13 protein-coding genes are annotated in these 12381 nt (G+C 56.1%); 2 read left to right on the top strand and 11 right to left on the bottom strand.

The genetic code is table 11. The features are described from left to right. Window positions 1-1365, bottom strand: coding sequence for an aminotransferase (locus OSJ75_RS09545; protein WP_267227744.1), 1365 nt, complete (start codon window positions 1363-1365; stop codon window positions 1-3). Window positions 1366-1549: 184 nt separating this feature from the next. Between OSJ75_RS09545 and OSJ75_RS09550 the strand changes: the two genes are divergently transcribed. Continuing rightward, a complete protein-coding gene (locus tag OSJ75_RS09550; protein ID WP_267227745.1) occupies window positions 1550-2227 on the top strand; it encodes a GntR family transcriptional regulator in 678 nt (225 codons plus the stop codon). Between the two features lie 18 nt (window positions 2228-2245). Here OSJ75_RS09550 and OSJ75_RS09555 read toward each other — a convergent pair whose 3' ends face one another. The 9 genes from OSJ75_RS09555 to OSJ75_RS09595 form a co-directional block, all read right to left on the bottom strand. Next, the gene (locus OSJ75_RS09555; protein WP_267227746.1) at window positions 2246-2995 is read right to left on the bottom strand and encodes an SDR family NAD(P)-dependent oxidoreductase; all 750 of its coding nucleotides are present in this window, start codon (window positions 2993-2995) and stop codon (window positions 2246-2248) included. A 15-nt stretch (window positions 2996-3010) separates the two neighbouring features. Beyond that, window positions 3011-3811, bottom strand: coding sequence for an ABC transporter permease (locus tag OSJ75_RS09560; protein ID WP_267227747.1), 801 nt, complete (start codon window positions 3809-3811; stop codon window positions 3011-3013). Window positions 3812-3814: 3 nt separating this feature from the next. Beyond that, complete coding sequence (locus tag OSJ75_RS09565; protein WP_267227748.1) at window positions 3815-5086, bottom strand: ABC transporter permease; 1272 nt, start codon at window positions 5084-5086, stop codon at window positions 3815-3817. Further along, the gene (locus OSJ75_RS09570; protein WP_267227749.1) at window positions 5086-6132 is read right to left on the bottom strand and encodes an ABC transporter substrate-binding protein; all 1047 of its coding nucleotides are present in this window, start codon (window positions 6130-6132) and stop codon (window positions 5086-5088) included. Before OSJ75_RS09570 ends, OSJ75_RS09565 begins: the two co-directional genes overlap by 1 nt. A gap of 11 nt (window positions 6133-6143) precedes the next feature. Continuing rightward, a complete protein-coding gene (locus tag OSJ75_RS09575; RefSeq protein WP_416362537.1) occupies window positions 6144-7175 on the bottom strand; it encodes a polyamine ABC transporter substrate-binding protein in 1032 nt (343 codons plus the stop codon). Window positions 7176-7211: 36 nt separating this feature from the next. Further along, window positions 7212-8510, bottom strand: a complete 1299-nt coding sequence (locus OSJ75_RS09580; protein ID WP_267227750.1) for an aspartate aminotransferase family protein — start codon at window positions 8508-8510, stop codon at window positions 7212-7214. Then, window positions 8507-9496, bottom strand: a complete 990-nt coding sequence (locus OSJ75_RS09585) for a transketolase family protein (protein ID WP_267227751.1) — start codon at window positions 9494-9496, stop codon at window positions 8507-8509. The genes OSJ75_RS09580 and OSJ75_RS09585 overlap by 4 nt, the downstream gene beginning before the upstream one ends. Beyond that, window positions 9496-10356 carry a transketolase gene (locus OSJ75_RS09590; protein ID WP_267228040.1) on the bottom strand — a complete coding sequence of 287 codons (861 nt, stop codon included), beginning with the start codon at window positions 10354-10356 and terminating at the stop codon, window positions 9496-9498. Before OSJ75_RS09590 ends, OSJ75_RS09585 begins: the two co-directional genes overlap by 1 nt. A gap of 376 nt (window positions 10357-10732) precedes the next feature. Then, window positions 10733-11023 (bottom strand): hypothetical protein, encoded by a 291-nt coding sequence (locus tag OSJ75_RS09595; RefSeq protein WP_267227752.1) that lies wholly within the window; start codon window positions 11021-11023, stop codon window positions 10733-10735. Between the two features lie 86 nt (window positions 11024-11109). On the opposite strand from OSJ75_RS09595, the gene OSJ75_RS09600 reads away from it, so the two are divergent. Further along, window positions 11110-11571, top strand: coding sequence for an aldo/keto reductase (locus OSJ75_RS09600; RefSeq protein ID WP_267228041.1), 462 nt, complete (start codon window positions 11110-11112; stop codon window positions 11569-11571). A gap of 316 nt (window positions 11572-11887) precedes the next feature. Here OSJ75_RS09600 and OSJ75_RS09605 read toward each other — a convergent pair whose 3' ends face one another. Next, window positions 11888-12310 (bottom strand): winged helix-turn-helix transcriptional regulator, encoded by a 423-nt coding sequence (locus OSJ75_RS09605; RefSeq protein ID WP_416362539.1) that lies wholly within the window; start codon window positions 12308-12310, stop codon window positions 11888-11890. Window positions 12311-12381 lie beyond the last annotated feature (71 nt).

Genomic DNA, 12381 nt, shown 5'->3' on the forward strand with positions numbered 1-12381 from the left:
TCAATTCTTGAATTCAGAAACTGCGTCTTCGAGCGCCGCGGAAATACCGCCCGCAAGCTCGTCGATCTGTGATGTTGTCATGATGAATGGCGGGCAGACGGAAATCACATTGCCCATGTTACGGATCATGACGCCGTGTGCGCGGCAACGACGCTCGACAAATGCGCCAACTTCGAGGGCCGGCTCAAACGCGGTCCTCGTCGACTTGTCGGCTACGAGCTCGATCCCGGCGAGAAAGCCCGCGCCGCGAATTTCACCTACAATGGGGCTCCCTGCAATCGTGCTCTCAAGCGCATCGAAAAGATAACGGCCTAGTTCCAGAGCGCGCGCGGGGATATCCATTTCGCGGTACGTACGGAGCACTTCAGCGGCCACAGCCGCCGTTACGGGGTGACCGGAATACGTGAAACCATGTCCGAAAACCCCGATGCGATCGGCTTCGTCGGCAATTACCTGGTATACGTGATCTCCGATCACTGCTGCGGCGATAGGGACATAACCCGAGGACAGGCCCTTCGCGATGGACATCATGTCGGGGACAAAACCGAAGCTCTCGCACCCGAACCAGTTGCCACTGCGTCCGAAGCCGCAGACCACCTCGTCCGAGAGAAGGAGAATGTCATGGCGCTTGAGGACTTCGCTGACGCGCTGAAAATACCCGGCTGGAGGCGTAACGACCCCGCCTGCTCCCATGACCGGCTCGGCGATCATAGCGGCTATGGTTTCGGGTCCTTCTGAGGTAATCAGGCTTTCCAGGTCGGCAATCAGGCGATCGCAGTAAGCTTCCTCCGGTTCACCCGGCATACCGTATTTGTAGAAGTGGGGCTTCTCCGCGTAGATAACGTTCAGACCTGGCAGATTGAAGCTTTCGTGCATATGCGGCAGGCCGCCGAGCGCTGCTCCCATCACGGTACTGCCGTGGAAAGCGCCCTTTCTGCTGATGATCTTACGTTTGGATGGTTTTCCCCGGGCGATGTTATAATACCAGGCCAGCTTGACCATCGTGTCATTGGCTTCGGAGCCTGAGTTGACCAGGAATACTCTGCTCCCTCGGATTGGCGAAAGCTCGGCAATCTGCTCAACCACGTCGGCGCAGGGGTCATTCGAGCGATGATTGAAGGTATGGTAGGTCGCCAGCGTCTTCATCTGTCTGGCCGCCACTTCTGCCAAACGCTCATTTTCGAAACCGAGCGATGCACACCAAAGCCCACCCATGCCTTCCAGATATCTGTTGCCGAGCTCGTCGACGACATAGCAACCCTCCCCTTTGGTGATCATCAACGGGCCACCAGCCTCTTGGCGGCGGGGATTGGTCTGCGAGTGAAAGTGGTACGCCATATCGCGTGAGCGGAGCGAATTTAGCACGATAGCCTCCTAAGCGTTCTTGTGTTTTATAACTTATAAGTTATGAGATGCAATTGGCAACTGCTGTTGTTGGCTTTGGAATAAAATTCGTCATCTAACGTGCACGGCCGGATTATAAGATATAATTGGTTGGTCGCGTCGCCCGGTTCAGGTATGCAAGCAGTAGGGATTAGGAGTTGAGACGATGAGTGTTATAGACATGCAGCCGGGGGAGATCGGAAGCCTGTCTGCCAGGATTTATACCAAGCTGCGTGAGGGTTTGATTGTGGGGAGTTTTGCTCCGGGCGAGCGGCTTTTGATGCAAGAGCTCGCGGAAAGGCTCGGCACGAGTGTCACCCCTGTGCGTGAAGCGTGCTTGCGTCTTGTGAGCGAGCAGGCATTCGAACTCCGTTCGGGCCGGTTTGTTGTTGTCCCGGAACTCAGTAGAGATCGTTATGTGCAGATAAAAGTGATACGCACCGCTCTTGAGGGCCTTGCTGCAGAACTTGCGGTAGAGAATGTGTCAGCAGCAGACATCGAGCAGCTAAAGATCTTCCACGAGGCTTTTGTCGCGAGCGAGAAGTCTGATGACTTTGAGGCTGCAAGATCGGCAAACAGGTCTTTTCATTTCGGCGTCTATCGCCTTTCAAAAATGCCGATGCTCATCGCGCAAATCGAGACAATGTGGGTGTCTATGGGACCTATCTTGAATGTCTATTATCGCGAGATCCCACACGATTACGTTGGCGCGGAAGAGCATGAGCACCTCCTGGAAGCTCTTCGGTTGAAGAACAAGAAGAGGGCCCGGGCGGCAATCGAGAATGATATTACGCGGGCATCAACGAGCTTTCTGCGATATTTCGACGAGCGGGAGCTGGTGTAGCTCCCGTTCACTTGGTCCTCAGTTTGTAACTTCAGCAATACGCGGGGTGCGCAAGCCCGCCGTTTCACCGCCGTCGACGGTGATGACCGTTCCATTTACATAGCTGGAGTGGTCGGAGAGAAGCCATGCAACCACGTCCGCAACCTCTTCCGGCGTTCCGAAGCGGTTCGCCGGAATACGGAGTTCGAGTTGCTTTTTCCTCAGTGGATCAGCGATGATCTTTTTCATCATTCGTGTTGCGATCTGTCCAGGGCACACGGCATTGAAGCGCACTTCTTCCCCAAACTCGAGAGCCAACGCTTTGGTCATTCCGATGACGGCCGCTTTCGACGCGCAATAGACCGCTAGTCCCTCCTCGCCCGTTTTCCCGGCGATACTGGCGACGTTTACAACCGAGCCCTTCCCCTTTCTTAGTCCGTCCAGGGCGTAGCGCGTAAAGAGGAATGCGCTGCGCGCGTTGACGGCGAGAACTTCGTCCCAATCGGCCTGTGTTGCCTCCGCGAACGCGATGCGTTTAGACATTCCTGCATTGTTGACTAGACCGGAAAGGCGTCCGCCGCCCATTTCCAGAGCCTGATCGACGATGTTCTTGCAATCGATTTCCATGCTGACATCGCCTGACACGAAAGTGACACTCGAGTTTGCGTCGGCAAGCTCAGCGCCAGCGGCAACGTCTCTACCAGTTGCAAGCACTTGCTCTCCTACCCTTGCTAGCGTTTCGACGCAAGCCCGTCCAATACCGTGCGTAGCTCCAGTAACAATGATCATTAAAAATACTCCGAATTAATTTACGACGTTCGCATGAGCGGAAGCACGTTTTTGAACAAGGGCTGCGCCGCCCATCAGGACAATTGAGATGAGGACGAGCAACGTCGACATTGCGAGGATCGAAGGATCTATATTGTCCCGGAGGCCGTCAAACATCTGGCGTGGCAGAGTTCTTTGGCCCGGACCACTGATGAAGAGGGCGACAACTACCTCGTCGAAGGAGAAGACAAAAGCGAATAGCGCACCCGACACGACGCCAGGGGCGATCAGCGGAAGCGTTATTGTACGGAAGGCGTGGAACGGCGACGCGCCCAAACTGGCCGCTGCGCGGACCAGGTTCATATCGAAATTCTTCAGTGTCGCCGTAACGGTGATCACGACGAAGGGAACCGCCAGGACCGCGTGAGCAAGAATGAGGCCGAGGAAGGAAGCGACGAGACCAAGCTTTGCAAAGAAGAAATACATTCCCACGCCGCTGATCACCACGGGAACGATCATCGGTGAAATGATGACGGCGAGAATTGCCGCCCGTGCCGGAAGATGTCCTCTAGAGAGGCCGAGTGCTGCCACCGTGCCGAGGACAGTTGCGACCACAGTGGCACCAGCTCCGATTATAAGACTGTTCAGCAATGCCGACATCCACGGCTGCGGCTGAAGTATCTTGTGGTACCACTGTAGCGAAAATCCGGGCAGCGGGTACGACAGGAAGTTCGCCGAACTGAAAGAAATCGGGATGATCGCGAAGGTCGGACCGATCAGGAAAATCATTGCGAGGGAACAGAAAGCGATCTGAACGTGTCTTATGCTAGAAGGCATGACTCACTCCATTCCAACTATACGGTCGATGCCGACGAGCCTGCCGACGATTATATAGAGCGCGAGGATACAGCTCAGAAGTAGGACACCGAGTGCCGCCGACATGCCCCAGTTGATTGTCGTATTCGCATAGAAGGCGACAAAATAACTGAGCATTTGGTCCGAGGCGCCACCCACGAGCGTAGGCGTGACATAGTATCCCGCTGCGATGATGAACGTCAGGAGACACCCTGCTCCGACGCCGGGCAGCGTAAGCGGAAGATATACCCTAAGGAATGTGGTGAGTGGCCCGGCGCCTAGCGACGATGAGGCCCGGACATAAGAGGGAGAGATACCCTTCATGACACTGATGAGCGGCAAGACCATGAATGGCAGCAGGATGTGGACCATTGCGATGTAGAGGCCCGTCCTGTTGAACACGAGCTCAAGCGGCGCCTTCGTCAAGCCCAATGCCTGTAACACGCGGTTGACAATACCTTCCTTCTGAAGAATCACGATCCAGGCACTCGTTCTCACCAGAAGAGAGGTCCAGAACGGCAACAGAACGCAAGCCAACATGATGGCCGAGAACCGTCCCCCGACAGAAACGACGGCATTGGCTATAGGATAGGCAAGGAGGGCGCAAATGAGCGTAACGACGGTGCTGATGACAAGCGTTCTCATCAGCGTGGAAAGGAAAAGCTGCTCTTCCGGAGGAGCGAGCTTGGCACCTCCTTCGTCTCCAGGTCTAAGATCGACAGCAGACAGCAGATAGAACGCTGTCAATGCGGACCCGTTCCGCTGTATTACCCTCCAGTAGGCAGGATCATTCCATTGTTCGTCGATAGCGGATAAGTGCTGCTGCGCTACCGTTATTTCGGCGTTGCGAACGTTACGAACTGTCTTGGCAAGGAGGCTGCGGAAGCCAGTTATCTCGTAGTTCAGACGACGGCCAGCTTCGGCAAGAACGTTCGGCGGAACATCCGATTTTATGTCAGCGACAAGCGCGTCGAAGGCAGCCGCGGGTGGACGACCTGATCCATCCCATGTTTTCAAAACTTCCAGTGTTCGCGGCAGTGCGTTGCGAACCTCGGGGTTGTTCACCGCGTAGAACAGCATGGTTCCCAGCGGTAGAATGAATGCGAATACGATGAATGCAACGAGCGGCCCGATCAGCATGACCGAGATCAGTCTCTGCCTTTTTCGGTCAGCGCGAAAACCAGCCGCGAGCGCTGACGCGCGTCCGGGCTGGGCGGCGGCAGTCCCGGGAGACTGCCGCACTTCCAATTCAGACATCACTGAGCTCGCCATGTCGCGAATCTCGCCTCAAGAGCTTCACCATTGTCCGCCCAGAACTCGGTATTCAGGCCAACGGCGGATCTCATATTTACCTCCGTCGTGGGAAGGTCCTTTGCCAGCTCCGGCTTGACGCTCTGGATGGCCTTCTTGTTGGTAATGCCATATGCGATGTACTGCGGGAAGGCGGACTGCGCAGCATCTGACGCTGCGAAAGCGATGAACTTCTCCGCGTTCTCGCGATTGGCGCTACCCTTAACGATGCCCCAGTAGTCGATGCCGTAGACCTGGCCGTCCCAGATGAGGGCGAAGTTCTTGCCCGTTGCGTTCGCGGCCGAGACGCGACCATTGAAAGTGGCCGTGGCCGTAACATCGCCGGAGGCCAGGCGCTCCAGCGACTCCGCGCCCGAGGTCCACCAGATAATGTCAGACTTGATCTGGTCGAGTTTGGCGAAGGCACGATCCTGCCCGGCTCTGGTCGATAGGACCTCGTAGACGTTGCTTGAAGGCACGCCGTCAGCTAAAAGCGCGATTTCGAGGGTCATCTTTGCAGTTTGCCGGAACCCCCGTTTGCCAGGCCACTTCTGCACATCCCAAAAGTCTGTCCAGTTCTTTGGTCCATCCGCCAGCTTGGACTTGTCATAACTTGGAACCATGGACCAGACGAAAGCGCCAACTCCGCACTCGCTGTATGCTTCAGGAATGAAGTCGTCCTGATTACCGATCCTGGTCCAGTCGAGTTCTTCGAAAAGGCCCTCTGCACATCCGGACAGCAGCGTGTTTTGCTCGACCTGCATGACGTCCCAGGAAACGCTTCCGCTGGCTACCATTGCACGAACCTTGGCCATCTGGCCGGAATAGGAATCTTCGGTGACACTCACGCCAGAGGACTTCGCGAAGGGTTCAAAAAACGCTTTTCGCTCCGCGTCCTGTAGCACGCCACCTGCGCCGACCACGGTCAGTTTTCCTGAATCCGCCAACGCCGCAGATGTAAGGCCGAGGCCTGCGAGCAGCATAAGCGCGCTGAAAAGTTTACGATATGGCATGGGGTTTCTCCTCATTGCGCTACCCACCGGTTGAATCGTTGTTGCAGCTCCTCTTCGTGATCGACCCAAAATGGGGTGTTTAGGGCCACCGCGCCTGCCATGTTCTTATCAGCGGTAGGAAGTTGAGGGGCTACATCGGGCGAAATGCTGGCCGTCGCCTTGGCGTTCGTGACGCCATAGACCATCTTTTCCGCAAACGCTTTCTGGGGCTCGGGGCTTGTCATGTAGGTGACGAGATCAAATGCCGCCTTCGAATTACTGCCCTTGGGAATAGCCCAAAAATCCATTGCGTAAAGTTGGTTCGTCCAGCACATCTGGAAGTGCTTGCCCTGCTGGTTGGCTGCAATAGCACGACCGTTATACGCAGACGTCATAGTGACCTCGCCCGATGCCAGCCATTCCATCGGCTGAGCTCCGCTTTCCCACCACTGGATGTTCGGCTTCAACTGGTCGAGCTTAGCGAAGGCGCGGTCCTGCCCTTCCTTCGTCGCCAAAGCCTTGTACAGATCCTCCGGCTTTACGCCGTCCGCCAGAAGTGCGATTTCCACCGTCATCCGCGCCTGCTTGCGCAAACCTCGCTTCCCAGGCCATTTCTTGACATCCCAGAAATCTGCCCAGGATGTCACGCCGGTGGTCTTGTCCCCGTCGTAAGCCAGTATCTTCGACCAGACGAACGCGCCAACCCCACAGTCGGATTTGGCAGGTTCGATGATGTCTGTTGCGTTCGGCAATGTCGTCCAGTCGAACGTCTCGAGAAGTCCTTGGTCGCAAGCGAGGATCATCTCGTTTTCGTCCATCTGCACAACGTCCCACGTCGTCGTACCTGTCTCGACCATCGCCTTCACCTTGGCGATGCCGCCTGTGTACGACTCCTCCAGAAGAAGCGCGCCCGACTTTTTCTCGTAAGGCTTGAAGAGTGTCTCGCGCATTGCCTCCTGCGTTGCGCCGCCGAAGCCGACGACCGTGAGATCGCGGGCAAGTGTCGGAGTCGTCGTCGCAGAACACGCGAGCGTGACCATCAATGTGATTAACCGATGTCTCATTGGTTCCCCTTTTTTAATTGAGATTAGTTCTGGAAGTTAAGCCGCGGCCGACCGCGCGAGGTCGGCCATGGTGGTGTCGATGAGCTCGAGAGTCCTGTCCAGCACGGTCTGGTCGTGGCTGAGGGAGAGATAGAGGCGTTTGAGCTGAAGAGGCTGGAAAATCTGTTTTCGCTCTATCAGTGCCCGCCGGAACCGCATGTCGAGATCGTTGTCGTTCCGGAGCAGATCGGCGTATTCCCTGAACTCGCCATCGAAGAAGTAGACGAGCCAGACCGAGCCAAAGCCCGCCGTCTGCGCTCTGATGTTGTGCCGCGCGATGATTTCGTCGATCTGCTTCCGGAGGTAGCTCCCGAGATCGAAGAGGCGGTTGTAGACGCCAGGCTTTGACAACTCTTGAACGGTGGCTTTCACGGCGGCCAGGGAAGACGGTGTTCCATTGAATGTCCCACCCATGAACACGGCTCCGTCGCCAGTTCTCCCGACACGTTCCATGATGTCCTGACTGCCGGCAACAAGACCAATCGGGTAACCGCTGGTGGCTGCCTTGCCAAAGGTGGCGAGGTCAGGGGTGATGCCGACGATCGACTGGTAGCCGCCAAGCGCGTGCCTGAACCCGGTAATAACTTCGTCGAATATCAGTACAACGCCGTTTTCGCTCGTAATCCTGCGCAAGTCCTGGAGGAACTGGTTCTGTGCAATGATTGCGCCCATATTGTGCGCAATTGGCTCGATGATGATCGCGGCAACCTCGCCGGGATTGGCTTTGATATAGTCCTCAACGGCGGTTGCATTGTTGTATGGCAAAATCTTCGTATATCGAGCCGCGTCATAAAGGATTCCGTCGGACATCGGGTCGAACGAGCCGATCATCTGGCGGCTGGACTGGCCGTTCATGGCGACGTAGTCGTGCCACCCGTGATAGCCGCCCTGGAACTTGATGATTTGCTTTCGTCCCGTGTAGGCGCGGGCAAGACGGAGGGCATGGTACGTGGCTTCCGATCCGCTGCTGCAGAACGCGACCTGGTCGGCGCACGGGATGGCCTTTACTAGGAGCTCGGCGACCTCGACCTCCAGTTCGAGAACACCAGCGCCGATCAGATCGACACTCTCGTTGACATCCGCGATCGCCTTGAAGATTGCCGGGTTGCGGTGCCCGAGCACGTTTGCACCGAACGCGCAGTGATAGTCGGTGTAGCGATTGCCGTCGGCGTCGTAGAGGTAAGGCCCGTCCGCCCTGGAGAAAGCGATAGGCGCTCCAAGGCGTCGGCTGGGGCTGAGAAGACCGCCGGGAATGACGGCTTCAGCGCGGCGTGCAATAGCCTCGTTATTCGTCATGCGCTTGCTCCCCCGATGGCCTCAAGCACGACCGCGCGAATCCCGGCGGCATCAAGGCGATAGTGCCTGTAGAGATGGGTCGGAGGAGCGATGAGGCTGTACTCGTCCTTGATGCCGTGGCGAACGAGGCGAGCACCTTTACCCTTTTCAGCAAGGACTTCAGCTACCGCGCCACCGAGACCGCCGATAATGTTGTGTTCCTCCACCGTAAGGATGATTTTGGAACGCGTGGACGCCTCCAGTATGGCTTCCTCGTCGAGTGGTTTAATGGAATGCATGTCAATCAGACCGACCGAGTAGCCAGCCTCGTTAAGCTCTTCCATTGCTTTTTTTGCACCATGAACCGGGTAGCCGGCGGCGATGATCGTAACGTCGTTGCCTATACCGTGAACGATCCCCTTCCCAAGTTGGAAATCGACGCCGTTGTCGTAGACGACTGGGTCATGTCCGCGGTGAATGCGGAAATAGATTGGCAAGGGATAATCCACCGTCGTCTTGAGTGCCGCCGCGAGAGCCGGGCCGTCTGCTGTCGAAACGACGGCAAGGTTCGCGATGCTTCTCGTGATCGCGATGTCCTCCGTTGCGTGATGGGAAGTACCGTAAAAGCCGAGCGAAATGCCGGTGTGATGGCCGATGAGGCGGACCGGTTGCTTGCAATAAGCGACATCCATCCGGATCTGCTCGCAGCAAAGCAGTGCAAGAAAAGACGCGAACGTTGCCACGTATGGAATAACACCCGTCGTTGCCATACCCGCCGCTGCGGAGATCATGTTCTGTTCAGAGATACCAAACTGGACAAACCGCTCCGGAAAGCGTTGGGCGAATTCGTTCAAACCGTTGGAATACTGAAGATCTGCGGTTCCCGCCATCACAGGATGACCGGCCTCCACGAGGTCGATCAGGGCATCGGAAAAAGTTGGAAGCGAAGGAGCGCGGCGATTGACTTCGCGGTACTGCCACGAGTCCTTGGAAATCAGCTGGTTCATTATGAGATCACCGTATTTTGGATCGTTTCGAGGGCATTCGCTTCGTCTTCCGCACCAAGGAAGCCAAGATGCCAGCCCGGTTCGGTTTCCATGTAATCGATGCCCTTGCCCTTGACGGTCTTTGCGATGATGCAGCAAGGTTTGGTGCGATTCTTGTCGGCTTTGACCTGTCGCAGAAGAGCAGTGAGCGCATGGATGTCATGGCCGTTGACGGTGTGGACTTCCCATCCAAACGCTTGCCATTTTTCATCCAGGGGTTCGACAGCAAGGATATCGTCAACCTTTCCATCAAGCTGATAACCGTTGCGGTCGACAATCGCGATCAGATTGGAGAGGCCGTGGCTGGCGGCAGACAACGCGGCCTCCCAGACTTGCCCCTCTTGCATCTCGCCGTCGCCTAAAAGAACGAAGACGTTGAAGTCACGCTTCTGGAAGCGGCCCCCGAGGAGCATTCCAACGCCGTTGGACAAAGCATGTCCGATGGAGCCGGAACTGAAGTCGACGCCTGGCACCTTGGTCATATCTGGATGGTCGCCGAGCGGGCTCCCGAGACGCGTGTAGGAATCCAGCCAGCTTGGATCGAAATAACAGAGATCGGCCAATATCGGGAAAAGCCCAACTGCGGCGTGCCCTTTGCCCATAAGGAAGCGGTCACGGTCGGGCCATGCGGGCTCGCCTTTTTTGATCCTCATGACGTCGTAATACAGAGCAGCAAAAATCTCGGCGCAGGAGAACACCGACGTGTAGTGCCCCACTTTAGCGATGGAAATCAGCCTGATTGTTTCCAGGCGCACGAATTGTGCACGCTCGCGGAGATGCTCCAACTGGGCGTCCGACAATGGGTCAATGTCGCGGTCCATCGGTGGATGGTCGCTATTAAAATTTAACGATGTCACGGATACGCTCCCGTTGTTCCTAACTTATAAGTTATATGTTATATATAATCTCAAGGAAGGCAACATGGATTTTTGACAAGGGGTCGGTTCCGGCTGGGGGCGAAATGACACCCTAAGCGGCACACGGCAATAATGTGGTGACTCCAGACTCTCTCAAGCCTCGCAGTACGAGCCACCGACAACATCACCAGTATGAAGATTGAGTTCGAATTGGACCCACCCATCGGAAGGCGGGTCATATGCCTCACCGCGAATACCGCCATCCAACAGCTCGAACTTTCGCAAGCCGTCCCACGAAATACGCGGGGTTTGCCAACACACGCCATTTACATCAAACATTTCAAAACCAAAGCCCATTTGAGACGAGGAACATGCGCTGACTGTCGAAATACCATAGATACTCGCCGTCAAAATCACGGATAAGTCTCTTCGCTTCTACGTTTACAAATACCAGTGCCACGAGCCACGACGACAACTGATCGGCCATCATGCGCTGCATGAACGGAGTGAAGGCGTTTGCGCCATCCTTCTGAAGAGTTCCCAATGCAAGATTCACCTTGGTTCGTGGTGAATTCGACGACAAAGCTCTCTCTAAAGCATTGGGCTTCGGAAACACGATCGCGGTGGCCATATGCAGGGAAGTCGGCGAGCGTGCGGGTAATAATCATGATGGCAACCTTTGCGCATTCAGGTCCGTAACTGCTGGCGTTTGGCTATATCCTCGACGCCTGCGAGGAGCTGGACATCGCCGTCATCGCGCTGATGCCACTGCTTCAAGGTATTCTGACCGGCAAATACCGGCCCCGCGGGCCCGCCCTACCATCCCGCGTGAAAATCGTAATGCGCGTCATGCAGCTTGATCTATTCCGCGAATCTCACGAGCGGCCGTCTTTGCTTCGACGTCTTTTCTCAAAGCCCTATCCAATGCGGCGCGAGGCGCTGGAACCCCTTTTCGAAGTGATGGCCAACTTGGCCAAGCAGCATAACGCCACCATCGCTCAAGTGGCGCTCAACTGGCTACTTGGCATTAACGACAGAGTTCTCCCCATCGTGGGCGCCAAGAACCTTCGCCAGGCTCAGGACAACGCGCGAACCCTCAGCTGGCAACTCTCGCAAGGCGAAATGGACCTGATCTCCGCAACTGAAGCGACGATCCGCAAGCAAGCGCTCGGTTCGTGAAGGAGTGGCCGCACAAGGAATGATCTGCAGCGTTAGCGATTAGGCCGGGCTGGCCCGCTGCCGGTTTGGTGGACACGGAGATAAGCATATTTTTGAAGGACAGTGCGGGTGGTCGGAACGACCAACACTCCTTTCGGAACCGAATTTTGAAGTGAATTGAATAGCGGCGGGCTTCGTAGACACCCTCGGGTATTGGCGGTGTATCAAGAGGCCGCAACAACCGGCTTTTTTGAGGGAGGCTGCTGGTTGGATAATTTCGGCAAGTTGTGGTCAAGGTATCGGCCGAGCAATAGAATGTCGATCTATGCCAGGCCGGCTAGTCTCGAAGGCGATCGTATTCTTCTTGCGCGCGCTCGAGCTCGGGGCCATAGGTCATGGACCACGCGTAGAGCGCCTCGAAGGGTTGCTGTAATGAACGGCCGAGCGATGTGATGGTATATTCAACCCCGACCGGCGTTTTCGTCGCAAGTACCTCACGGCGAATGAGACCATTGCGCTCCAGACGCTTCAGCGCGTCAGCAAGCGCCTTGTGTGTGATGCCGTCCAGGCGGCGCATGATCTCGTTAAAACGGGACGGTCTGGTGCACAGTACCGTCAGGATTAGCACCGACCACTTGTTTGCAATCTGCTCAAGCACCGGCCGCGCTTTCTCAACGTCCAGCAACGCCTCGGTGGAGACAGCCTTAGGCCTACGAGGCAAGTTGGCTTTGATGGGCAGACCTTCATCAACCGCGGACACGGGTATACTCCTCCATATCTACTTTACCTATAGTGCGTAATTGACCGTAGGTATAGAGGCTATATCTTAAC

The organism is Phyllobacterium sp. 0TCS1.6A (genome assembly GCF_026420825.1).
Lineage (GTDB): Bacteria > Pseudomonadota > Alphaproteobacteria > Rhizobiales > Rhizobiaceae > Phyllobacterium.